Genomic DNA, 22,085 nt, shown 5'->3' with positions numbered 1-22,085 from the left:
GTTTTCACTCTCTGGTTTCCTCTCTCTGATTTCGCACGGATGAACTGATGACGACTGGCACGATGGCACGGTGATAACCGCGACGACCCCGAAGGGCGAACGGCGTCGCCAGGCTTTGGTAGCGGCCGCCGCAGAGTTGCTACTCGAAGGCGGATTCGATGCGGTGCGGCATCGCTCGGTCGCGACGCGCGCCGACCTTCCGCTGGCGTCGACGACGTACTACTTCGAATCGCTCGATGATCTGATCGCACGCGCGGTCGAGTTCAGCGGCAATGCGGAACTGGACGCGATGCGCCGCCGGGTCGGCGAGGTGAGTCATCGCCGCCGCGGTGCCGAGGCGACCGTCGATCTGGTGCTGGACCTACTGGTGGGGCCGGACGGCCACGACGAGGGCGTGCGCGGACAGCTGATCGCGCGCTACGAGCGTTCGGTGGCCTCGGCGCGGCACCCGGAACTGCGGGAAGTCCAGCTACGACTGAGGGCGCAACTCGACGAATTGCTCGCCGATGTGCTGCGCCGCTCCGATCGGGCGGTCCGCTCGGAGCAGTTGCGCAGGATGGTCGCGGTGGTCGACGGGGCCGTGGTCGCGGCGCTGAGCGAAATGGACCCGGAGCCAAGGCGAATGGCGCGCGGTGCGTTGCTGGAGGTCATCGATATCGTCGCGCCCGCGACGCCGCAGCAGGTCGACAGGTTCAGGTCACTAGACTAGCCAGACGTGAGACAGCGTAGCGAGCGAACCAAAGGCACAGCGCCCAGGCGCACGACGGAGCCGAGCGCCAGCGAGGCGCAGTCGTGAGCCTCGTCCCGAATGTTCTTGCTACCCGATACGCCAGCCCCGAGTTGGTGCATCTCTGGTCGCCCGAGCACAAGATCGTGCTCGAGCGGCGGCTGTGGCTGGAGGTGCTGCGGGCGCAGTCCGAACTCGGCATCGAGGTGCCCGCTGGCGTCATCGATGACTACGAGCGGGTCATCGACCAGGTGGATCTCGCCTCGATCGCCGAGCGCGAGCGGGTCACCCGCCACGATGTGAAGGCGCGCATCGAGGAATTCAACGCACTCGCCGGACATGAGCATGTGCACAAGGGCATGACCAGCCGCGACCTCACCGAGAATGTGGAGCAGCTGCAGATCCGGCTCTCACTCGACCATGTGCACGCGCACGGTGTCGCGGTCGCGGCCCGGTTGGCGCAGCGGGCCGCCGAATACCAGACGCTGGTGATGGCGGGCCGTTCGCACAATGTCGCCGCGCAGGCCACCACGCTCGGCAAGCGGTTCGCCTCCGCCGCCGACGAACTGCTGATCGCATTGACCCGGCTGCGCGAACTCATCGACCGCTACCCGCTGCGTGGCATCAAGGGCCCGATGGGCACCGCACAGGACATGCTCGACCTGCTCGGCGGCGATCCGGCCAAATTGGCGACGTTGGAGCAGCAGGTCGCGCGGCATCTCGGTTTCGCCAATGTGCTGACCAGCGTCGGCCAGGTGTATCCGCGCTCGCTCGACCACGACGTCCTCTCGGCGCTGGTGCAGGTCGGTGCGGGTCCGTCGTCGTTCGCGCACACCATCCGCCTGATGGCGGGCCATGAGCTGGTCACCGAGGGCTTCCAGCCCGGCCAGGTCGGCAGTTCGGCCATGCCGCACAAGATGAACACCCGCTCCTGCGAGCGTGTCAACGGTCTGCAGGTGGTGCTGCGCGGTTACGCGTCGATGGCCGCCGAATTGGCTGGCGCGCAATGGAATGAGGGCGATGTCTTCTGTTCGGTCGTGCGCCGCGTCGCGCTCCCGGACGCCTTCTTCGCCATCGACGGCATGATGGAAACCTTCCTCACCGTGCTCGCCGAATTCGGCGCCTACCCCGCCGTCGTCTCCCGCGAACTCGACCGCTACCTGCCGTTCCTGGCCACCACCCGGATGCTGATGGCCGCGGTCCGTGCTGGCGTCGGCCGCGAAACCGCCCATGAAGTCATCAAGGAACACGCGGTGGCCGTCGCGCTCGCCATGCGCGAACAGGGCCGCGAACCGGATCTGCTGGACCGTCTCGCCGCCGACTCCCGCTTCCCCCTGGACCGCGCGCAATTGGATGCCGCCCTGGCCGATAAGTCCGCCTTCATCGGCGCCGCCGAAGCGCAGGTCTCCGACGTGGTGGCGGCGGTGCACAAGCTGGTCGACCAGTACCCCGAAGCCGCCCGCTACACCCCGTCCCCGATCCTGTAGCCCCGAGAACGCTCGGCTGTTCGCAATTCAGGTTCACGCGGAATCCGGATTGTAGACGTCCCCCAAGGCTCCAGGCCTCGGCGCTGCCACCCGAGCGGTCCTGAGTGCTGGACCGCGGCTATCGGGCTGGCTGGGCGACCCTGGCGGGCGGTCCATCTGGAGAGCACGGGTGCCGAGCGGCGAGTGCCCGGGGCTGAGGTCTCGGCGCGGGATGGACGGCCCTTTTCTGGTCCGAGTGAGGGTGCTGGGGAGGGTTAGGGTTTCGGGCGTGAATCCGTACACGATCTTTGCCGACATCATTGCTGGGCGGGCGGAGGCCAGCAGGGTGTTCGAGGACGATGATGTGGTGGCGTTTATGGATATTCGGCCGATGACGCCCGGGCATTTGCTGGTGGTGCCGAAGGTGGCGGCGCGGAGTCTGGCGGAATTGGATCCGGCGGTCGGCGGGAAGCTGTTCCAAGTCGGGCAGAAATTGGCGGGGGCGCTGCGGGCCAGCGAGGTGGGCTGTGATGGAGTCAACTTCTTTCTGGCCGACGGGGTGAGCGCCGGTCAGGAAATATTCCATGTGCACCTGCATGTCATTCCGCGCACGTCCGGTGACGGGTTCGGGTTACGCGGGCGGCCGACCAGTCCGCGCCGTGCCGACCTGGATTATCTGGCGAGTTCGATCCGCGGCGCGCTCGATCGCTGAGCCGTCGCGCGGGCCTGCTGTGGCTGCCGGTGTTGGCGTGAAAGTTGTTACGTACCGGATAGTTTGCCGTGGAAACGCGGGGATTTCGAATGTCTTCCCCAACGTCGCGGCGTGAGTTACTTTGGTGGCCATTGTCATGCGGTGAGAGAGGTGGGGACATGCGGCTGACGAAGATAGCCGTTGCGGTGCTGGCCTTGGCGATTGCATCAGTGGGCCCCATGGTCGTCGATCCCGCGACGGCATCGGCGGCACGGGTCGATCGGATCGATGAGCTGAGCCCGACGCGCTCGGCGATCTCCATCGAATCGCCATCGATGGGACGGATCGTCCAGGTTCAGGTCCTGCACCCGGCGAACGGCGGCGCGCATCCGACTTTCTACCTGCTGGACGGTCTCGATCCGGGCATCAACCAGAGCACCTGGACCAATGCCACCGACGCCGAGGCATTCTTCGCGCGTAAGAACGTGAATGTCGTGCTGCCCGTCGGCGGCCAGGCCAGCTACTACACCGATTGGCAGCAGGACGATCCCAAATTCGGCCGCTACAAATGGGAGACGTTCCTGACCGAGGAACTCCCGCCGATCATCGATGCGCGCTACGGCAATGGCGTCAATGCCATCGGCGGACTTTCCATGGGCGGCAATGCCGCCTTCATCCTCGCCGTTCGCCATCCCGAAATGTACCGGGCGGTCGCGGGTTACAGCTCGTGCCCGGACACCACCCTCGCCACGGGGGCGGTGATGTTCTCCATCGCCAACCGCGGCGGCGATCCGTTGAATATGTGGGGCGCTCCCGGCAGCCCCGCCTGGGCCGAACACGATGCCGCGGCGCTCGCGGATCGCCTGCGCGGCAAGACGATCTACCTCTCCACCGGCACCGGCATCCCCGGCCCGCACGAGGCCGAGGTCAAACCCCAACTGGCCGAGAACATTTTCCTCGGCGGCCCCGTCGAGGTAGGCGTCAACACCTGCGTCATCGAATTCGAACAGCGCCTGCGCGCCCTGAACATCCCCGCCCAAATCGAATACAGCCCCACCGGAACCCACTCCTGGTCCTACTGGCAGGACACCCTCCACACCTCCTGGCCCACCATCGCCCCCGCCATCGGCGCCTGACCCCTCCCCGGATGTTCCGGGATGCGATGGTGGTGTCTCGGTTCAGGTTGGTTGCCGGATGCTCCTGGGGCGTGATGGTGGTGGCCCAGCTCATGCGATGGCCACCGGATGCTCCCGGGAAGCCATGGTGACAGCCCCAGCTCATGCGATGGCCACGGCAGGAGCCCCGGCCCCGGCGCACCAAAGCTAGCGTCCGCCCCGCCCCAGATGCCGCCTCCCCTGCCTCTTGGACGAGCGATCACCATGCGCTCATGCAGGTAAACGTCGAGTGAGTGCCTGCACCAGCGCATTCTCGTCTGATATGGGGGTTGGTGGGTGGGTTGTTCAGGTGCGGAGGGTGCGGATGATGGCGAATATGACGGCTAGTGCGGCCAGGGAGGCTGTGCCGAGGATGACGAGGCCTGCGGGGAGGCCGAAGAGTTCGATGTTTTCGGATCGGTGGATGGTTTGGTAGACCTGCGCGTCGGTGGTGTCGGGCTCGAAGGTGAAGTCGGAGTGGATGTCTGCGGGGCGGTCGATCGAAACTCGCAGTTCGGTCAGGTAGTCGTGGCCGTTGGCCGCCAGTTGGGTGAGTTGGGGATCGGTGGCGGTGACTCGGCCCGCGAAATCGACGGATAGCGTCTGGGTGGTGGCATCTGGGTCGGTGCGTCGCAGGCGGTGCTCGCCCAGTGCGTAAAGATGGACGTACTGTGCCTGTTTCGCGGCGCTCGACATGCGCATCGGGTAGACGAATCGGTCCGAATCGAAGGTCAGGCGGACCGGATCTATTGCGCCGTCCAGTGGTTTGGCGCTGGTGAGGCGCATCGCGACGAATGACCAACCCTCGCGCAGATATGGATCGAGGGTGCCGATCACTTCCGGACGCATTTCGTAGCCGTTGTTGCTCAGCCACTTTCGAATGCCGTCCAGATTGCCGCCGGACAGGGTCGTCGCCTCCAGCGGACCGAGCTGAACACGATCGAGGACGGTGAGGCCGCCGCCCGCGGCGCTCATCGCCCCCTCGCTGGCGCTGCCCCGGGACGACCGGGAGAACCACCCACGCTCCGTGACGATTCTGGGCGCGGTCAGATTCCGCAGTTCGGTGAAGGTCGCCGCATCGCCGCCCGCGACGGTGGCCGGTTTCGGTGTCGGCACGATCAGCGCCGCCTGGTCGGTGCCGGATTTCAGGGCAAGTCGCATGAGCACGGTCTCGCGGTGTCCGTCCCAGCCCACCAGCGCCGTCTCCTCGCCCACCGAGGCCGGGCGACCGGGCGGATTGGCCACCCCACCGCAGGCACAGGCGGAAGCCGGTGCGAGCGTACCGATTCCGGCCGTGGCGAAAAGAATCGCCGCCACGGCCAGCAGACGAACTGCGATTGCGGCAGGCATGGCCGCGAGCCTACTGGGGTTCGCGGCCGTGCAACCGCATTCTCGAGCGCGCGCCGATTCTCAGGCGGGCCCCGATTGTCGAGCGCGCCGCGATTCTTGGGCGCGCCGATTGTCGAGCACGGCCTGATTCTTGAGCACGGCCCGATTCTTGGGCGGGTGCCGATTGTCGAGGGGCCCCGTTTCTTGGGCGCGGGCCGATTGTCGAGCGGGCCCCGTTTCTTGGGCGGGTCCCGATTGTGAGCGGACCCGATTGTGAGCGGACCCGATTGTCGAGCGCGCCCGATTGTCGAGCGCGCCCGATTCTTGATCGCGCCCCGACTTATCCGGCGCGCCGCGCCGAGCTCGGTTCCCAACGGGGATAGTCGCTGTACCCCGCCGCATCGCGTCCGTACAGTAGTTCCTCGCGGATCGGAGCCAAGGGCAGATCGTGGGTAATCCGCTCGACCAGATCGGGATTGGAGATGAACGCCCGTCCGAACGACACCAGATCGGCGCGGCCGTCCCGCAGCACGGCCTCGGCGTCGACCGCGTTGGTCGGCTCGCGGTTCTCGCCGATATTCGCGATGAGCGTGCCGTGCCAGCGCTGCCGTAGATCGGCGATGGCCGGATAGTCGTCGTTATCGGTCAGATGCAGATAGGCCAGATCGCGGCGGTCCAATTCGGTCACCAGTGCGCGATACAGCGGTGCCGGATCGGCCTCGCGCATATTGAACTGTGGATTGCCCGGCGACAGGCGGATCCCGGTACGACGCGAGCCGACGGCAGCGACGACCGCGTCGGTGATGGCCAGCGGCACCCGCATGCGGTTCTCGATGGATCCGCCGAATTCATCGGTGCGCAGGTTGGTGTTATCGGCGAGGAATTGGTGCGGCAGATAGCTATTGGCGCCGTGGATCTCGACTCCGTCGAAGCCCGCCGCGATCGCATTGGCGGCAGCCGACGCGTAATGCCCTATGAGGGCGCCGATTTCGGCGCGGTCGAACGCACCGGGCGTGATCGGATCGGCCTTGGTGCCGTCGAGTAGATGCGGCCGATCGTCATCTACGACCGAGGACGGTCCGGCGGGCCAGGATCCGTCGACCCGCGCCAGCGGATGTCCCTTGCGTCCACCGTGCATGAGCTGGGCGATTATGCGCCCGCCCGCCGCGTGCACCGCCTCGGTGACCCGCCGCCAGGCGTCGACGTGCCGACCGGTCTGCAGCCCCGGCACCCAGGCCTCGCTCTGGCCGGTCGAATGCGGCCAGATGCCCTCGGTCACGATCAGTCCGGCGCTGGCCCGCTGCGCGTAGTAGTCGGCGACATCGGCGGTCGGCGAGCCGTCCGGATGTGAGCGCAACCGCGTCATCGGTGACATGACGATCCGATTGGGCAGGGTGAGAAAGTCATTGCGGTATTCGCTCAACAGCTGCATGGCCGTACGATAAAACCTGACATTGATGTGAGGTCAAGTAAGATCAAGACCGCAACTGCTGATTTCGGGAGCACACGGGTAACTCGTCGGGTACGTCCAGCAGCAGCTTCGTACTCGACCGCCGGCCCGCGTCGGAACTTTCGTTGCACTTACTTATCGGCAAAAGGTTCGGGGAGGCGGGACAGCAATGCGTATCGGTGAGCTGGCCGACCGGACCGGGGTGAGCGTCCGGTCGCTGCGGTACTACGAGACCAAGGGCATGCTCGGATCCGAGCGCACCGCCGGTGGCCAGCGTGAATATCCGGAATCGGCGATCGACCGCGTCATCCGGATCCAGCAGATGTTCGCCGCTGGCCTGGCCAGTGACACCATCGCCCAACTGCTGCCGTGCACCAATGACACCGACGGCACCCCGAACGCCACGGCCACCCCGTTCCTCGTCGACAAACTCATGCAAGAGCGCAGGCGGATCGGCCGGGCACTCGAAGATATGCACCGAGCCTGTGCGGTACTCGACGAGATCATCAGCTCGGCGGGCGGGGAGGTATCGGAACAGTAGGGTGGAGCGCATGGCTCTCGACAGTGGAACGATTACCAGCTCCGGCAATGGATCGGCGGTGGTGGCGGCCCCGATCGCCAAGACGGTGCCCACCGAGCGGGTGCATCACGGCGACGTCTTCATCGACGAGTACGAATGGCTCCGCGATAAGGAAAGTCCAGAGGTCATCGCCTACCTGGAGGCCGAGAACGCCTACACCGACGCACAGACCAGCCATCTCGGCGGGCTACGGGACAAGATCTTCGACGAGATCAAGGCGCGCACCCAGGAGACCGACCTGTCGGTGCCGACCCGGATGGGTGAGTTCTGGTACTACTCGCGCAGCTTCGAGGGCAAGCAATACGGTGTGCATTGCCGCTGTCCCATCGACGCCGCGGCCGAGGGGATCGACGCCTGGACTCCACCGCAACTCGAGGTCGATTCCGAGATCCCCGGGGAGCAGGTGCTGCTCGACAGCAATGAGCTCGCCGACGGCCACGACTTCTTCGCACTCGGCGCCTTCTCGGTCAGCCACAACGGCAATCTGCTCGCCTACTCCGTCGATACCAGCGGTGACGAGCGCTACCTGCTGCGATTCAAGGATCTGCGCACCGGCGAGGTGCTCGCAGACCAGATCGCCGGCACCGCGCCCGGCGCGACCTGGTCGCTGGACGGTACGCACGTCTTCTACCAGACGGTCGACGAATCCTGGCGGCCCGATACCGTGTGGCGGCACCGGTTGGGCTCCCCGGAGGCCGATGACGTCAAGGTCTTCCACGAGCCCGATGAGCGCTACTGGGTGAGTATCGGCGCGACCCGCTCGGAGAAGTACCTGATGATCTGGGTCGGCTCCAAGATCACCACCGAGGGTCGGGTGCTCGAATCCGATAATCCGGAGGGGGAATTCCGGGTCATCCTGCCGCGGCGCGAGGGTGTCGAATACTCCGCCGAACATGCCGTGGTCGGCGGCGAGGACCGATTTCTGATCCTGCACAACGATGTGGTGGACGGGGTGAAGGCGGAGAACTTCGTGCTCGCCGAGGCCCCGGTATCGGATCCGTCGAATATGACGCTGCTGATCGGACACCGCGACGATGTGCGGCTCGAGGATATCGACCCGTTCGCCAGCCATCTGGTGCTGAGCTACCGGCGCGAAGCCCTGACCCGCGTCGCCATTTGGCCGCTGACCGAATCCGGCTATGGCGAGCGGCGCGAACTCGAATTCGATCTGGAACTCTTCGCGGTCGGTTCCGGCTCCAACCCGGAGTGGGAGCAGCCGACCCTGCGCATCGGGCTCACCTCGTTCATCACGCCCATGCAGGTCTTCGACTATGTGCCGGCGACCGGTGAACTGCTGCTGCGCAAGGAGCAGCCGGTGCTCGGCGACTTCGATGCGAACGACTATGAGCAGCACCGGGTTTGGGCGATCGCGGCGGACGGCACCCGGATCCCGATCTCGCTGGTGCGCAGGAAGAACCTCCCCGAGGGGCCGAAACCGCTACTGCTGTACGGATATGGCTCCTACGAAGCCAGCATGGATCCGTCCTTCTCGGTATCGCGGCTGTCGCTGCTCGATCGCGGCATGGTCTTCGCGGTCGCGCATGTGCGCGGTGGCGGGGAAATGGGGCGGCTCTGGTACGAGCACGGCAAGACGCTCACCAAGAAGAACACCTTCACCGATTTCGTCTCCTGTGCAAGGCATCTCATCGAAACCGGCGCCACGTCGCCGGACCGGCTGGTCGCCGATGGTGGCAGTGCGGGCGGTCTGCTGATGGGTGCGGTGGCGAATCTGGCGCCCGAACTGTTCAAGGGCATTCTGGCCAATGTGCCCTTCGTCGACCCGCTCACCTCGATCCTGGACCCATCGCTGCCGCTGACTGTCATCGAATGGGACGAGTGGGGTAACCCATTGGCGGACAAGGACGTCTACGACTACATGAAGTCCTATGCCCCCTACGAGAACGTCGAGGCCAAGGACTATCCGGCGATTCTGGCCATTACCAGCATCAACGACACCCGCGTCCTCTACGTCGAACCCGCCAAGTGGGTCGCCAAACTGCGCGCGACCAAGACCGGCGACGCACCACTGCTGCTCAAGACCGAAATGAGTGCGGGCCACGGCGGCGTCAGCGGCCGCTATGAGAAGTGGAAGGAAGTCGCGTTCGAATACGCCTGGGTCCTCGACACCCTCGGCCTCGCGGACGCCTAGCGCAGATGCGCGGTCGGTACGCCCGGCCGCGCTACCCTGCGGTCTCGGGTGCCAATAGCTTGCCGAGCAGCGCCGTGAGCTGGCGCCGCTCGGCGGCGGTCAGCGCGGCGAACGTCTCATCGAGATAGGCCGGAATCGCCGCCTCCGCTCGGCGCAGCCGGTCGCGGCCCGCATCGGTGATGGTCACCGCGTAGGAGCGCCGGTCATGCGGATTGCGTTCGCGCTGTACATAACCCGACTTCTCCAGGTCATCGCAGACGCCGACCATGACACTGCGATCGATCCGCAGTTCCGCGCTGAGCGTCTGCTGTGAGCAGGCGCCGACGGCATCGAGCATCTTCAACACCAATTGCTGACCGACGCCCAGCCCCTGCGTCCCGGCATGGATTTCGGCGGCTCGGGACACGGCGGTCGAGGCGCGGCACAGTGCGATATCCGGCCGCTCGGCGGCGAGCTGGGGAAAGTAGGTCGGCTTGGTCTCGGTCGTCATGGTCCCTCGCTGTCGGTGGCGCCAGCCTAGCATCAATCGTCTGCTGCCCAATCGTTTGACAGCAGATGATTTGTGGCCATACGGTCTGATCGTCTGCTCACAGATGATTTCGGCCCGAGGAGTGCTCGATGACAACGCTGGATCTGACCCCGGATGAATTGCTGTCCACCACCCGTGCTGTGCGCAAACGCCTCGATTTCGACCGTCCGGTACCGCGCGAGCTGATCGAGGAGTGCATCGATCTCGCCACCCAGGCGCCGACCGGGCGCAATCGGCAGCGCTGGCATTTCATCGTTGTCACGGATGCGACCAAGCGTCGAGTGCTCGGCGATATCTTCCGTCGTGCCCTGACCGTCGGGATCGGGCAGCCGCTGACCGATGACGATGTGTGGCGCATGAACTATGCCCCGCGTTCGACCGAGCGGGTCTTCGACGGTTTGCGCCATCTCGCCGAGAACATCCATCGCGTACCGGTCATGGTGATTCCGGCCATCGAGGGCCGGACCGATCGCGCCTCGGTCGAGATCCAGTCGGGCGCTTGGGGTTCCATTCTGCCCGCGGTATGGAGCTTCATGCTCGCGGCCCGTGCCCGCGGACTCGGCACCACGTGGACGAGCGCGCAGGGGCCGCTGGAGCGCGAACTCGCCGCGGCATTGGGGATTCCTTACGACGAGGTGATGCTCGCGGCGTTCATCCCGCTGGGCTACACCCTCGGCACCGACTTCAAACCCGCTGTCCGGGTGCCGAGGGAGCGGGTATTGCACTGGGATCGCTGGTAGGTGACTCCGGCGATCCCAGTGCTGTGATCAGAGGCCGCGGGCGCGCATGTTGTCCAGGAACAGCTCGCGATCGCTGTCGCGGTATTGCTCGGTGCCCCGGTATGCGCCGTTCGCATCCATGATCGCCAGATAGGCGTCGGCGAGCTGGTCCGGCGTCGCGAGCGCGCACTTGGTTCACGAAACCCTGTGCTGCCGTGCACTTCTCGTCTTGGGTGAAGATCTGGGGGTCCCTCGGGTCGGGTAGCGCCGTGGCCGGTGCGATCAGGAGCAGTGGCACGGTCAGGGCGCTGAGCAGGGCTGCTGGCACGTCGGAGATCCTGGTGTGACGAGCGATGCTGGTTGTTGTCCGATGTGGCGGGGGTCACGCGACGCTGGTGTGACGGAGTGTTCGTCGGCGGGTCATCCGCCCTGCACGCCGAGTACATCTGCGGCTGGCACCGTAGGTGCATGAACGCTGAGCTGATCGTGTCGATCTCCGGGATCCGGGACACCACGCGGGACGCGGCAATCGAATTCGCGGCCGAGATGGATCGCCGCGACGTGCGCCTCTCGCTGCTGGTGGCGCCCCGGCTCAAGAACGGGTACCGGTTGGTCGAGGATGCGGCGACGCAGTCCTGGCTGCGCGGACGCCGGGCCCGCGGCGATGCGATCGTGCTGCACGGCTACGACCAGGCGGCCACCAAACGCCGCAGAGCCGAATTCGCCGCGCTGCCGCGGCACGAGGCGCGGCTGCGGCTCACCGCCGCGGACCGGGTGCTGGAACAGGTGGAACTGCGCACCCGGCTCTTCGCGGCCCCGCGCTGGGATGCCTCCGCCGGCGCGATCGAGGCACTGCCGGAGGTCGGCTTCCGGCTCGCGCTCGGCCTGACCTCGATCCTGGATCTCGAACGAAATGTCGCGCAGAAGGCGCGCGTCTACGGCATCGGCGAGGGTTTCCGCGCCGAGCCGTGGTGGTGTCGCGCCCTGGTGCTGGGTGCGGCCAGGACCGCGCGCCGCGGTGGTGTGCTGCGGCTGGCCGTTTCCGCCGCGCAACTGGGCCGCTCCGGTCCGCGTCAGGCCATGATCGACGCGGTCGATCTCGCGCTGTTCCACGGCGCGACCAGCGAGGTGTACCGCTGGGAGCCGTTCACCGCCGCCAGGGCGGCTTGATCGGCACAAGCCGTGTGGGGGTGCGGTCGGCACCGCCGCACGAGGGTCGCCGCCGCCCGTAATGGCGTGACCGGGCGGCGGCGCGCGGCCCCGCAGGTGCCGGGTCAGCGGCGCCCGAGTTCGGTCGTCGTGGTCACGACTTCGACTGTGTCGCAGTGGCTTCGGTGGTTCGTTCGGTCGGTACGGCCGGGGTGGCGTTGTGGGTGAATCCGCCTGCCTCGGCGCGGGTGAGCGAGGGCGTCAGCGGATGCTTCACCAATTGTTCGAGGCAGCGCACGATATCTGCGAGCAGCAGATCCGCCATGTCGTGGCTGAATCCGTGCCGGATCACCGCACGCATGACGGTCTCGTCCTCGCGGTCGGGGGACAGCGGGTACGCGGCGATCAGCCAGCCGCGGGTGCGGAGCCGATCGGAGAGGTCGTAGAGGTTGAAATCGGATTCGTTGCGCAGCTGCCACGACACCGCGGTGATGCCATGGTGCGGATTGCCGCCGTGGATGATCTCGAACGGCCCCAGCCGCGTCAGACCGTCGGACAGATACTGGGCGACGTGGTAGATCGCCGACTGCAGCCGGGTGTAGCCGGTGCGGCCGAGGCGGATGAAGAGGTAGTACTGCGTGACCACCTGCCCGCCGGGGCGGGAGAAGTTGAGGTTGAAGGTGGGCATGCTGCCGCCGAGGTAGTCCACATCGAAGATCAGTTCCCTGGGCAGATCGGTGGCCTCGCGCCAGATCGCCCAGCCGGAGCCGAGTGGGGCCAGGCCGGTCTTGTGGCCGGAGGCGTTGATCGACTTGACCCGCGGCAGGCGGAAATCCCAGATCAGCTCGGGTGCGGTGAACGGTGCGAGGAACCCGCCGCTGGCGGCGTCGACATGGATCGGAATGTCCAGGCCGCTGACCGCCTGTACCTGGTCGAGGGCCTTGCTGATCCCCGCGACATCCTCGAACAGTCCGGTGAAGGTCTGGCCGAAGGTCGGCACCACCATGATGGTCCGGTGGTCACAGTGCGCGGCCACATCGTCGGGATGCATGGTGAGCCGATCGTCGCGCAGCGGGATCTGGCGGATCTCCACATCGAAGTAGCGCGCGAATTTCTCCCAGCACACCTGCACCGGGCCGCAGACGAAATTCGGCGTGCCGGTGCCGCCGCGCTTGCGCCAGCGGAATTTCGCGGCCAGACCGCCGAGTATCGCGGCCTCACTGGATCCGGTGGTGGAGGTGCCGAGCGTGGTCGATGGATCGGGGGAGTGCCACAGATCGGCCACCATCCGCACGCAGCGCCGCTCCAGCTCCGCCGTCTGCGGGTACTCGTCCTTGTCGACGATGTTCTTGTCGAAGGATTCGGCCAACAACATGAGCGCCTTGGGATCGACCCAGGTGGTGCAGAACGTCGCCAGGTTCATCCGGGATACGCCGTCGAGCATGAGTTCGTCGTGCACGATCTCATAGGCGACGTCGGGATTTAGCTCGGGAGCCGGGAATCCGCTTTTGGGCGCGGTCCGGTCCAATGCTGGCATCGCGAATAGGTCTTCGGATTCCGGGTTAGCCGCCATCTCGCCTCCAGCGCACTCGCAGCAATTGTCGTAAAATAGCTGGCTTCAGTTCCGTGGCGTTCGAAACTGGCTGTGTCACTTACATGTTCATCGAGACCCTATTAATGCTGGCTATTTGAACGTCAGCATGTGGACTATCAGCATGTCACATAGCAAGTGCTGTCCGCTACGGAATCCCACATCGACGACCGGGGCGCCGAGACGCCGTTCGTCATCCAGGGAAATCCAACGTTTCTGCTCGGGCTCGGGCGCGGGGACACCGAGATCAGGAGCCGGTTTCGGGCAATATGCGCAATCCACCGGAGTTGACGCTCGACCATTGCGTCCGGCAGCGCTCGATTGCCATCTCCGGTGAGCAGTTGGTGGCGGCTGGTCTGCCCGTCACGCGGCCCGTCCGCGCGCGCGATTCCCAATTGCTGGCAATATTCGCGCACACCATCGCGTTGATGACGGCGCGCGGCACCCACGACGCGGCGCGGGAATGCGCGGATCCGATCGGGTCGGCGTGTAAGAGTGGTGTCGGCGGTGGCATTTCGGCCGACGTCCCGGATCGGTGCGGTGTTGCCCGGGGGCTGGCTCGCGGCCGCGGGCAATTCGGTTTCCGGTGCGGTTGCATGGAGAAATTCGCGCACACGAGCGGATTCTCGGTGTTCTGAACGGTTTTCGAGGACGACACGATCAGTGAGGCTGGCATGATTTCCGACGATCCCGGTACCGCCGACCTGCGCGCGCGGGTGGCCGCTCTGATGCCGCAGGCGAAAATAGATCTCACCCAACTGGTTTCGTTCAAATCGGTGGCCGATTCGCGGCAGTTCCCTGCCGAGGAATGTGACCGGACCGCGCAGTGGGTGGCCGACGTGTTCGCCGCGGCCGGACTGACAAAGGTGGGCCTGCACGAAACATCCGACGGTAGCAAGGCGGTCATCGCCTCACGTCCCGCGCCCGAAGGCGCGCCGACGGTATTGCTCTACTGCCACTACGACGTTCAGCCGCCGTTGGATGACGGTGCCTGGCGCACCCCGCCGTGGGAGCTGACCGAGAAGGACGGTCGCTGGTACGGGCGCGGCAGCGCGGACTGCAAGGGCAATATCGTGATGCACCTGACCGCACTGCGCGCGCTCGGTGCGGATCTGCCGCTCGGGGTGACGCTGGTCGCCGAGGGCTCGGAGGAACAGGGCACCGGCGGACTGGAACGATTCGTCGAGGCCAATCCGGATCTATTGCGTGCCGATGCGATCCTGGTCTGCGACAGTGGGAATTTCGCCGTCGGCGTGCCGACCTTCACCGAGACATTGCGCGGCAACGTCAATGTCATCGTCACCGTCGAAACGCTCGCAGGGCCGATGCACTCCGGCATGTTCGGCGGTCCCGCTCCCGATGCGCTCGCCGCCCTCGTCCACCTGCTCGCATCGCTGCACGACGAACACGGCAACACCACCGTTGCCGGTCTGCCCAATGATCAGCGCTGGCCGGGCGTGCAGTACCCGGAGCACCAATTCCGCACCGACGCCGGCGTACTCGGCGGCGTCGAACTCACCGGAGACGGCACCGTCGCCGATATGCTCTGGGCGCGTCCGTCGCTGACGGTCCTCGGCATCGATGCGCCGAAGGTGGTCGGCTCATCAGCGGCCGTTCAGGCCTGCGCACGTGCCCGCCTCAGCCTGCGCATTCCCCCGGGCACCGATCCGGACCAGGCGCTGAAGCTGCTGACCGCGCATCTGCGCGCACATACCCCGTGGCGGGCCCAGCTCACCGTGGAGACCGAAGCGACCGGCGCACCGTTCCGATCCGCGAGCGGCGGCCCCGCGCGCACCGCAATGGACGCCGCACTCACCGCCTCCTACCGCAGGGCGACAACCACCCAGGGCCAGGGCGGCTCGATCCCCCTGTGCAACGTCTTCGCCGACACCTACCCCAACGCGGAGATCATGCTCCTCGGCGTCGAAGAACCGAAATGCCTCATCCACGCCCCCAACGAAAGCGTCGACCCCACCGAAATCGAACACATGGCCCTGGCCGAGGCCCTCTTCCTCACCACCTACGCCGAACAGCGCCCCTGACCCCCGGGGACTGGTCACTCGATCACCATGCACTCGCGCAGGCACCTTCTCGACGTCTACCTGCGTGAGCGCATGGTGACCGGAGTCCGAATCGGGGGCTAGAAGTATTGGTGGGTTTCGGGGGAGATGACGGTGAAGTCTGTTCCGGCGGGGCGCATTTCGGATAGGCGGGTGAAGTAGATGCCCTGGGCGTCGGGGTGGATGATGCCGAAGTGGATGGGGAAGGCGGTGCGGGGGCTTACGGCGCGTAGGTAGTCGACGGCCTCGCTGATGCGCATCCATGGGGCGGAAGCCGGGATCGCGAGTACGCCGACCGGGACGGGTGGCACCCATAGGGAATCGCCGGGGTGGACGAGTTGTGCTGGATCGTCCGGGGTGCCGAGTTGGAAGACAGTGTTATCGATGACCGGGATTTCCGGGTGGATCACCGCATGCCTGCCACCGCCTCCGGTGATCTGGAGGTCACCGAGGGTGATCACATTGCCCGCGTGCACCGCCTCCCACGGTTCGTCGCGAAGCTGTGCGGTCTGTGGATCGCTGAACAGGCGCGCGTTCGGATTGTTGTCGAGCAACGCTCGGATCCGGTTCGGATCGATATGGTCGGGGTGCTGATGGGTCACCGCGATGGCATCGAGGCCGGTAATGCCCTCGAAGCCGTGCGAGAAGGTACCCGGATCGAACAGCACCTTCTTGCCGTGCAACTCGACGAGGACGCAGGAGTGGCCGAAGTGGGCTATGCGCATGGGGCCATGCTATTTGACGCGACCCCGACCGTAGCTCGGACAAGCTGGACAACTACGCTGCTCAGGTAACCCCAACACCACCTGAGGAGCAACGCGTGGCACGAGTCGTGGTCGAGGTGATGCCGAAGGCCGAGATCCTGGATCCGCAGGGGCAGGCCATCGCCGGTGCACTCCCGCGCCTGGGATTCGCCGGAGTGTCGGATGTGCGGCAGGGCAAGCGATTCGAACTCGATGTCGACGACAGTGTCAGCGACGCGGAGCTCGAACAGATCGCCGAGGCGCTGCTCGCCAACACGGTGATCGAGGACTGGAAGGTCGTGCGGGTTTCGGCATGAGCGAGCGTAGCGAGCGAATCATCAACACAGCCGCCCGTGCGGGCATGATGGAGCCGAGCGTCAGCGAGGCGCAGTCATGACCGCTCGCATCGGGGTCATTACTTTCCCTGGCACGCTCGATGATGTCGATGCCGCCAGGGCGGTCAAGCTGGCGGGCGCGGAGGCGGTCAGCCTCTGGCATGCCGATGCCGATCTGAAGCAGGTCGACGCGGTGGTCGTGCCCGGCGGCTTCTCCTATGGCGACTACCTGCGCGCCGGTGCCATCGCCCGGTTCGCGCCGGTGATGGGCGAGGTCGTCAAGGCCGCGGGCAAGGGCCTGCCGGTGCTGGGCATCTGCAATGGATTCCAGGTGCTGTGCGAAGCCGGTCTGCTGCCCGGCGCGCTGACTCGCAACGAGGGCCTGCACTTCGTCTGCCGCGATGAATGGCTGCGCGTCGAATCCGCGAATACCGTGTGGACCTCGCGTTTCGAGCCCGGCGCCCAGATCCTCATCCCGATCAAGAACGCCGAGGGGCGCTACCAGGCCTCCGAGCGGGTGCTCGACGAACTCGAGGGCGAGGGCCGGGTGGTATTCCGCTACGCCGGTGACAATCCGAACGGCTCGCAGCGCGCTATCGCGGGCATCGCCTCGGCCGACGGCCGGATCGTCGGTCTGATGCCGCATCCGGAGCACGCCACCGAGCCGCTCACCGGTCCGAGCGATGACGGCCTCGGTCTGTTCCTTTCGGTGCTCGATACCCTGGTCGCCGCCTCGTAGATCCGACGCGAGCCGCATGCCGGTGCGGCTTGTTCGCGTGGTGGTCCCCGTGTCAGGTGATCTGGGCGATGATGTCGAAATCGACGCCATCGGCCACCGCGATATAGCCGTGCTGCTGGGCCTGGTTCCCGAGGAATCTCCTGGTGCCACCGGGTGTTTCGAGCAGCACGCCCGCATCGAGCGCCGCGTGCACCGCTGGCACATGTAGTGATCCGACCGTCTCGCCGATCGCGCGCAGCGTGTGGATCGCCTCGTAGCTCATATTGCTGAAGCTGGTCAGCGCGGGCGCGAAGTCACCGTGCAGTCGGCGGTAGCGGGCCAGCCGGTCGCGTCCGTCGCTGGTGTGTGGGTCCACGAAGAAGCTCGACGCCACATAGAAGTTGTGATTGGCGTCGGGGCCGCCCGCCAGCAGCACGTTCTCGTCGGCGGCCGGGCTGATGCGCAGCAGCGTATCGGCGCGCCGGGTCGCGGCGAACTGCCTATTGAAGCGGGAGACGTCCGCGCCGACCATCAGAATGATGACGGCGTCGGTCTCGTCCAGCGCGGGATGGCGCAGGAAGTCGCCGAAATCCGGTGCGCCGAGCGGGACGAACCGCTCCAGCACGATGGCACTGGGATCGGGCAGACTGCGGCGCACCGCCTTTGCCGATTCGCGCGGCCAGATGTAGTCGTTGCCGATGATCGCCCAGCGGCGCACGCCGTATTCGCGCGCCAGCCAGTGCACCGCGGGCAGGGTCTGGCCCGCCGGATGTTCTCCGAGCATCAGCACCCCGGGGCGCTCATTGGTGAGGCCCTCGTGTCCGGTCGCGAAGAGATATGGCACCCGGCCGGCATTGGCGCGTGCCACCGCCAACCGCACCGCGGAGGTATGCCAGCCGGTGATCGCATGCACCATTCCGGTGGCGAGCAGCGCCGAAACCTCGTCGGCGACGGCACGCGGATTCCGTCCGCCGTCGATTTTCGTAGTACGAATTTCGCGGCCGAGAAATCCTGCGCCAGCGTTGATTTCATCGACGGCCAGGGAAACCGCGGCATCGCACGACGCGGCGACGATACCGCCCGGTCCCTGCATCGGAACTATGTTCAGTATCTCGACCGTGCCGTCTGGGCTCTCGCCGAACGCTGACATTCGGTACTCTTCTTCTGGTTCGAGCGAAATTCATGGCAGGCAGGAAATCAGGAAATAATGACGACCATTGTAAGCGGATATTCCACGCTGCATGGTGCGCTGCGTGCCGCGGAACGGCGTTGGCTGGGCCACCTCGACGCCGCCCTGTGTGCCAGGCAACTCACGGCCGATCAGTGGTCGATGCTGTCGAATCTGTCCACCGAGTTCGGGATCACCATGAGTGAGCTCGCGGCCAGGTCACAGCTACCGCCGTCCTCGGCGACCAGGCACGCCGATGCCCTCGCCGAACGCGGTCTGATCTTCCGGGTCGCGGCCGAGGACGACCGCCGCCGCATCCTGATCGGCCTCAGTCGGCTCGGTTCGGATCTGGTCGATTCGGTGCGGGCCGAAGAGGTGCGCGCCGAGCAGCAGTTGCGCTCGCGTATCGGTGCGCGCCGTTATGCCGAGCTGATGCGTTTACTCGAACTCGTTTCCGCCGAGTAGTTCTCGGACCAAGGCCAGCCTTAATCATCGGATGAATTAATCCGCCGAAACGTCCCGAGCGCTCGGTTCCGTATGTATGAACGAGCGGAATGGCGTTGCTTCGGTTGAGTTCCGGAATTATTCCGATGCGATCGACGACCCACCGGATGTAGGCCACATCGCGCTGCCCGATATTCGACCATGGAGTGATCTACGACGAGATCGCGTTGTCCTACACCGCGACAGTGATTCCCGGTGTGCAGACCGCGATCTTCGTCGGAGCGCACCGCCGCGGTGATCAAAGATCGTGCAGCGTTACGGGGTCCTTCCCGATGTCTGCTTAGGATCGCAGGCATGCCCGTTTCCGCTACCGCTGCCACGGCCGCCGGTTTGTGTGCCTTCATCGATGACTCGCCCTCGCCGTTCCATGTCTGTCGGACGGTCGCGCGGGAGTTGGAGGCGCATGGCTTCACCCCGCTCGCGGAATCGGAGCCGTGGCCATCGGACGGGCCGAGCCGGCACTACGTCGTGCGCGGCGGTTCGCTGGTCGCCTGGGCGACGGCTGATGCGTCGGGCGCGACGCCGTTCCGGGTGGTCGGCGCGCATACCGACAGCCCGAATCTGCGGGTGAAGCAGCATCCGGATCTGGTATCGGTCGGCTGGCAGCTGGTCGGGCTGGAACCGTATGGCGGCGCCTGGCTCAACTCGTGGCTGGACCGCGAACTCGGCATCTCGGGGCGGCTCAGCGTGCGCGACGGAAATGCGGTGCGCGACAGCCTGGTTCGCATCGATGAACCGATTCTGCGGGTGCCGCAGCTGGCGATCCACCTCTCCGAGGACCGTCGCGGCGTCACCCTGGACCCGCAGCGCCACGTCAACGCGATCTGGGGTATCGGCGCGCAGCCGCGCTCGTTCCTCGATTTCGTCGCCGAACGCGCGCAGGTCGATCCCGCCGACGTGCTCGGCTGGGAGCTGATGACCCATGACCTGGCGCCGAGCCGTTCGGTCGGTCGTGACGGCGATCTGGTGAGCGCACCGCGCCTGGACAATCAGGGCACCTGCTACGCGGGACTGCGCGCCTTCCTCGCCGCGATCGCCGAACCCGGTGCGGCCATTCCGGTGCTGGCGATGTTCGACCACGAGGAGGTCGGCAGCCAATCCGATCGGGGCGCGCAGTCCGATCTGCTGCCGACGGTGCTGGAGCGCATTGTGCTCTCGCGTGGCGGCGGCCGCGCCGAATATCTGGCCGCCCTGGCCGGATCCGTCTGTGCCTCCGGCGATATGGCGCATGCCACGCACCCCAACTACCCGGACCGGCACGAGCCCGCGCACCGCATCGAGGTCAATGGCGGCCCGGTGCTCAAGGTCAACCAGAACCTGCGCTACGCCACCGACGCGATCGGCGCCGGCGCATTCGCCTTGGCCTGCGCACAGGCGAATGTGCCGCTGCAGCGCTACGTGCACCGCGCCGATCTGCCGTGCGGTTCGACGATCGGTCCGATGACCGCGGCCCGCACCGGCATGCCGACCGTCGATGTCGGCGCACCCCAGTTGGCGATGCATTCGGCGCGGGAAATGATGGGCGCGGCCGATGTCGCGGCCTATGCCGCGGCGCTGGCCGCCTTCCTGACCCCCGCGCCGCTCGGCCGGTAGGTCATTCGGCTTGCCAGCTGCCGGAAGTCGTTCGGTGCGAGCACGGGCGAAACCGACAACGGCTGCTGACAGTGTTCGATGACCCGCGCCGATTGTTCGTACGGCGCGGGTGCCGCCGCTAGGCGTTGACCGTCTCCCGGCTGTCCGCGGTGCTCGGGTGGTATTTCGCGACCGCGATGACGAACACCACGAACGTCGCCCATACATAACTGCTGCCGATGATCTGCTGCCACCAGGCCCAGCCGAGTTCGAGGTCCTTCGAATGCGGCAGCAGCCATTGCGGGCCGATCAGGAACAGCAGAGTGAAGGCGGTGACGGTGCCGATGAACCAGCGATTGCGGGTGCCGCGGGCGATGGCGTCGGCGGCGACGAGCAGGGTGGGGGCGATCCAGACCCAGTGATGCGACCAGGAGACCGGCGAGACCAGCAGCACCGCGGCCGCGTTGACCATCAGCGCGGCCACCTGCTGGCCGGCGCGGATCAGCCGGTGCATCCACACCGCCGCGAGGGCAATCGCGATCAGCGACACCGTGATCCAGATCAGCGTTGCCAGCGAATCGGAGACGCCCAGGCGGAAGGCCATACCCTTGATGGACTGATTGCCCGCGAAGTAGGGCGGGCCGATGCGGCCGGTATCGAACAGCGTGTGGAACCAGTATTCGGCCGAATCACTGGGGAACAGCAGAAATCCGAGTCCGATCGCCGCGACCGCGGAGACGATCAGCGTGCCGGCCGCCTTCCAATCCCGGCGCAGCAGGAAGTAGAGCAGATATCCGGCCGGGATCAATTTCACCGACACCGCGATCCCGATCAGCATGCCGCGCGGCCAGATCGGTTTGCGGACAAGGCAATCCATGGTGATCGCGGCCATCAGCACCAGATTGATCTGACCGAAGCCGAAGGTCTGGCGCGTCGGTTCGAACATCTGCGCCACCGCGACCGCGCCGATGACCAGCGCCAGCACGGTGCGCCGCTCGAGCGTCGGGCGCAGGCGGGTGAGCGCCAGCCACAGCGTGATGCCGAGGCTGAGCACGGAGGTCGCGGTCACCAGCACCTCGGCCGGCACCAGCGGCATCAGCGCGAGCGGTGCGAAGAACAGGGCGGCCAGCGGGGGATAGGTGAACGGCAGTCCGATCCCTTCGACCGGGGGCATCGGACCGTACAACTCGCCGTCGTCGAGCCAGACGCGCGCGCCGTTGCGATAGACCTGCAGATCGATATAGCCGTTCCACCAGTGCACCAGCAGTGAGACGGTGGCCGAGATGACGAACAGGCCCACGGCGATCAGCAGCCAGCGCACCTGCGGGTTCGACATCGATAGACGCGGCGAGCCGGATTCGAGTCGGATGTTCGGCGTGGTGACGGGCTGCTCCGCCGGATCCGCAACCCCCGATCGATCGTTCACGGCCAAAGCGTAGCGGTCGCGACGT

21 protein-coding genes are annotated in these 22,085 nt (G+C 66.2%); 14 read left to right on the top strand and 7 right to left on the bottom strand.

Features of this window, described 5'->3' with window-relative positions; all coding sequences use genetic code 11:
- Window positions 1-70: 70 nt before the first annotated feature.
- From ACQP0C_RS38950 to ACQP0C_RS38935, 4 genes are all read left to right on the top strand, one after another.
- On the top strand, window positions 71-709 hold the full coding sequence (locus tag ACQP0C_RS38950; protein WP_433728433.1) for a TetR/AcrR family transcriptional regulator: 639 nt from the start codon (window positions 71-73) through the stop codon (window positions 707-709).
- Between the two features lie 83 nt (window positions 710-792).
- On the top strand, window positions 793-2,214 hold the full coding sequence (gene purB / locus ACQP0C_RS38945; RefSeq protein WP_433728430.1) for an adenylosuccinate lyase: 1,422 nt from the start codon (window positions 793-795) through the stop codon (window positions 2,212-2,214).
- Window positions 2,215-2,482: 268 nt separating this feature from the next.
- Window positions 2,483-2,905, top strand: a complete 423-nt coding sequence (locus ACQP0C_RS38940) for an HIT family protein (RefSeq protein WP_433728428.1) — start codon at window positions 2,483-2,485, stop codon at window positions 2,903-2,905.
- A gap of 158 nt (window positions 2,906-3,063) precedes the next feature.
- Window positions 3,064-4,020 (top strand): alpha/beta hydrolase, encoded by a 957-nt coding sequence (locus ACQP0C_RS38935; RefSeq protein WP_433728426.1) that lies wholly within the window; start codon window positions 3,064-3,066, stop codon window positions 4,018-4,020.
- Between the two features lie 324 nt (window positions 4,021-4,344).
- Here ACQP0C_RS38935 and ACQP0C_RS38930 read toward each other — a convergent pair whose 3' ends face one another.
- A complete protein-coding gene (locus ACQP0C_RS38930; protein WP_433728424.1) occupies window positions 4,345-5,388 on the bottom strand; it encodes a DUF2330 domain-containing protein in 1,044 nt (347 codons plus the stop codon).
- Window positions 5,389-5,707: 319 nt separating this feature from the next.
- Window positions 5,708-6,799 carry an alkene reductase gene (locus ACQP0C_RS38925; RefSeq protein ID WP_433728422.1) on the bottom strand — a complete coding sequence of 364 codons (1,092 nt, stop codon included), beginning with the start codon at window positions 6,797-6,799 and terminating at the stop codon, window positions 5,708-5,710.
- Window positions 6,800-6,986: 187 nt separating this feature from the next.
- Between ACQP0C_RS38925 and ACQP0C_RS38920 the strand changes: the two genes are divergently transcribed.
- Both ACQP0C_RS38920 and ACQP0C_RS38915 read left to right on the top strand, forming a co-directional pair.
- On the top strand, window positions 6,987-7,358 hold the full coding sequence (locus tag ACQP0C_RS38920) for a MerR family transcriptional regulator (RefSeq protein WP_433728420.1): 372 nt from the start codon (window positions 6,987-6,989) through the stop codon (window positions 7,356-7,358).
- 10 nt (window positions 7,359-7,368) lie between these two features.
- The gene (locus tag ACQP0C_RS38915) at window positions 7,369-9,546 is read left to right on the top strand and encodes a S9 family peptidase (protein WP_433728418.1); all 2,178 of its coding nucleotides are present in this window, start codon (window positions 7,369-7,371) and stop codon (window positions 9,544-9,546) included.
- A 31-nt stretch (window positions 9,547-9,577) separates the two neighbouring features.
- On the opposite strand, the gene ACQP0C_RS38910 is transcribed toward ACQP0C_RS38915, so the two are convergent.
- Window positions 9,578-10,036, bottom strand: a complete 459-nt coding sequence (locus tag ACQP0C_RS38910) for a MarR family winged helix-turn-helix transcriptional regulator (protein ID WP_433728416.1) — start codon at window positions 10,034-10,036, stop codon at window positions 9,578-9,580.
- A 128-nt stretch (window positions 10,037-10,164) separates the two neighbouring features.
- On the opposite strand from ACQP0C_RS38910, the gene ACQP0C_RS38905 reads away from it, so the two are divergent.
- Both ACQP0C_RS38905 and ACQP0C_RS38900 read left to right on the top strand, forming a co-directional pair.
- Window positions 10,165-10,815, top strand: a complete 651-nt coding sequence (locus ACQP0C_RS38905) for a nitroreductase family protein (protein ID WP_433728414.1) — start codon at window positions 10,165-10,167, stop codon at window positions 10,813-10,815.
- Window positions 10,816-11,262: 447 nt separating this feature from the next.
- Window positions 11,263-11,964: a DUF2334 domain-containing protein gene (locus ACQP0C_RS38900; protein ID WP_433728412.1), complete on the top strand. Its 702-nt coding sequence runs from the start codon at window positions 11,263-11,265 to the stop codon at window positions 11,962-11,964.
- A 133-nt stretch (window positions 11,965-12,097) separates the two neighbouring features.
- On the opposite strand, the gene ACQP0C_RS38895 is transcribed toward ACQP0C_RS38900, so the two are convergent.
- Window positions 12,098-13,516 (bottom strand): glutamate decarboxylase, encoded by a 1,419-nt coding sequence (locus tag ACQP0C_RS38895; RefSeq protein WP_433728410.1) that lies wholly within the window; start codon window positions 13,514-13,516, stop codon window positions 12,098-12,100.
- A 287-nt stretch (window positions 13,517-13,803) separates the two neighbouring features.
- On the opposite strand from ACQP0C_RS38895, the gene ACQP0C_RS38890 reads away from it, so the two are divergent.
- Together ACQP0C_RS38890 and ACQP0C_RS38885 are read left to right on the top strand one after the other, a co-directional pair.
- A complete protein-coding gene (locus tag ACQP0C_RS38890) occupies window positions 13,804-14,172 on the top strand; it encodes a glutaminase (protein WP_433728408.1) in 369 nt (122 codons plus the stop codon).
- Between the two features lie 36 nt (window positions 14,173-14,208).
- Entirely contained in the window at window positions 14,209-15,576 is a 1,368-nt protein-coding gene (locus ACQP0C_RS38885; RefSeq protein ID WP_433728406.1) for a dipeptidase, read from the top strand.
- 98 nt (window positions 15,577-15,674) lie between these two features.
- Here the strand turns inward: ACQP0C_RS38885 and ACQP0C_RS38880 are convergent, their stop codons facing one another.
- Window positions 15,675-16,319, bottom strand: coding sequence for an MBL fold metallo-hydrolase (locus ACQP0C_RS38880; RefSeq protein ID WP_433681258.1), 645 nt, complete (start codon window positions 16,317-16,319; stop codon window positions 15,675-15,677).
- Window positions 16,320-16,414: 95 nt separating this feature from the next.
- On the opposite strand from ACQP0C_RS38880, the gene purS reads away from it, so the two are divergent.
- Together purS and purQ are read left to right on the top strand one after the other, a co-directional pair.
- Window positions 16,415-16,654 carry a phosphoribosylformylglycinamidine synthase subunit PurS gene (gene purS / locus ACQP0C_RS38875; RefSeq protein ID WP_040686358.1) on the top strand — a complete coding sequence of 80 codons (240 nt, stop codon included), beginning with the start codon at window positions 16,415-16,417 and terminating at the stop codon, window positions 16,652-16,654.
- A gap of 76 nt (window positions 16,655-16,730) precedes the next feature.
- On the top strand, window positions 16,731-17,411 hold the full coding sequence (gene purQ / locus ACQP0C_RS38870) for a phosphoribosylformylglycinamidine synthase subunit PurQ (RefSeq protein ID WP_433728404.1): 681 nt from the start codon (window positions 16,731-16,733) through the stop codon (window positions 17,409-17,411).
- A gap of 52 nt (window positions 17,412-17,463) precedes the next feature.
- Here the strand turns inward: purQ and ACQP0C_RS38865 are convergent, their stop codons facing one another.
- Complete coding sequence (locus ACQP0C_RS38865) at window positions 17,464-18,540, bottom strand: substrate-binding domain-containing protein (protein ID WP_433728402.1); 1,077 nt, start codon at window positions 18,538-18,540, stop codon at window positions 17,464-17,466.
- A 57-nt stretch (window positions 18,541-18,597) separates the two neighbouring features.
- Here ACQP0C_RS38865 and ACQP0C_RS38860 point away from each other — a divergent pair, with 57 nt between their 5' ends.
- On the top strand, window positions 18,598-19,023 hold the full coding sequence (locus ACQP0C_RS38860) for a MarR family winged helix-turn-helix transcriptional regulator (RefSeq protein ID WP_433728399.1): 426 nt from the start codon (window positions 18,598-18,600) through the stop codon (window positions 19,021-19,023).
- Between the two features lie 333 nt (window positions 19,024-19,356).
- Entirely contained in the window at window positions 19,357-20,655 is a 1,299-nt protein-coding gene (locus ACQP0C_RS38855; protein WP_433728397.1) for a M18 family aminopeptidase, read from the top strand.
- Between the two features lie 118 nt (window positions 20,656-20,773).
- Here the strand turns inward: ACQP0C_RS38855 and ACQP0C_RS38850 are convergent, their stop codons facing one another.
- Entirely contained in the window at window positions 20,774-22,060 is a 1,287-nt protein-coding gene (locus ACQP0C_RS38850) for a glycosyltransferase 87 family protein (RefSeq protein ID WP_433728395.1), read from the bottom strand.
- Window positions 22,061-22,085: the final 25 nt, after the last annotated feature.

Origin of the sequence: Nocardia sp. CA-129566 (assembly GCF_050956075.1) — a bacterium.
Lineage (GTDB): Bacteria > Actinomycetota > Actinomycetes > Mycobacteriales > Mycobacteriaceae > Nocardia.
The sequence above is the reverse complement of the archived record's forward strand: the minus strand, read 5'-3'. Positions and strand labels throughout refer to the sequence as shown.

Excerpts from the sequence above, each read along its gene's own strand:
- ACQP0C_RS38935 (WP_433728426.1), top strand. The coding sequence starts at position 3,064 with ATGCGGCTGACGAAGATAGCCGTTGCGGTGCTGGCCTTGGCGATTGCA.
- ACQP0C_RS38930 (WP_433728424.1), bottom strand. The coding sequence starts at position 5,388 with ATGCCTGCCGCAATCGCAGTTCGTCTGCTGGCCGTGGCGGCGATTCTT.
- ACQP0C_RS38925 (WP_433728422.1), bottom strand. The coding sequence starts at position 6,799 with ATGCAGCTGTTGAGCGAATACCGCAATGACTTTCTCACCCTGCCCAAT.
- ACQP0C_RS38920 (WP_433728420.1), top strand. The coding sequence starts at position 6,987 with ATGCGTATCGGTGAGCTGGCCGACCGGACCGGGGTGAGCGTCCGGTCG.
- ACQP0C_RS38915 (WP_433728418.1), top strand. The coding sequence starts at position 7,369 with ATGGCTCTCGACAGTGGAACGATTACCAGCTCCGGCAATGGATCGGCG.
- ACQP0C_RS38910 (WP_433728416.1), bottom strand. The coding sequence starts at position 10,036 with ATGACGACCGAGACCAAGCCGACCTACTTTCCCCAGCTCGCCGCCGAG.
- ACQP0C_RS38905 (WP_433728414.1), top strand. The coding sequence starts at position 10,165 with ATGACAACGCTGGATCTGACCCCGGATGAATTGCTGTCCACCACCCGT.
- ACQP0C_RS38900 (WP_433728412.1), top strand. The coding sequence starts at position 11,263 with ATGAACGCTGAGCTGATCGTGTCGATCTCCGGGATCCGGGACACCACG.
- ACQP0C_RS38895 (WP_433728410.1), bottom strand. The coding sequence starts at position 13,516 with ATGGCGGCTAACCCGGAATCCGAAGACCTATTCGCGATGCCAGCATTG.
- ACQP0C_RS38890 (WP_433728408.1), top strand. The coding sequence starts at position 13,804 with ATGCGCAATCCACCGGAGTTGACGCTCGACCATTGCGTCCGGCAGCGC.
- ACQP0C_RS38885 (WP_433728406.1), top strand. The coding sequence starts at position 14,209 with ATGATTTCCGACGATCCCGGTACCGCCGACCTGCGCGCGCGGGTGGCC.
- ACQP0C_RS38880 (WP_433681258.1), bottom strand. The coding sequence starts at position 16,319 with ATGCGCATAGCCCACTTCGGCCACTCCTGCGTCCTCGTCGAGTTGCAC.
- purQ (WP_433728404.1), top strand. The coding sequence starts at position 16,731 with ATGACCGCTCGCATCGGGGTCATTACTTTCCCTGGCACGCTCGATGAT.
- ACQP0C_RS38865 (WP_433728402.1), bottom strand. The coding sequence starts at position 18,540 with ATGTCAGCGTTCGGCGAGAGCCCAGACGGCACGGTCGAGATACTGAAC.
- ACQP0C_RS38860 (WP_433728399.1), top strand. The coding sequence starts at position 18,598 with ATGACGACCATTGTAAGCGGATATTCCACGCTGCATGGTGCGCTGCGT.
- ACQP0C_RS38855 (WP_433728397.1), top strand. The coding sequence starts at position 19,357 with ATGCCCGTTTCCGCTACCGCTGCCACGGCCGCCGGTTTGTGTGCCTTC.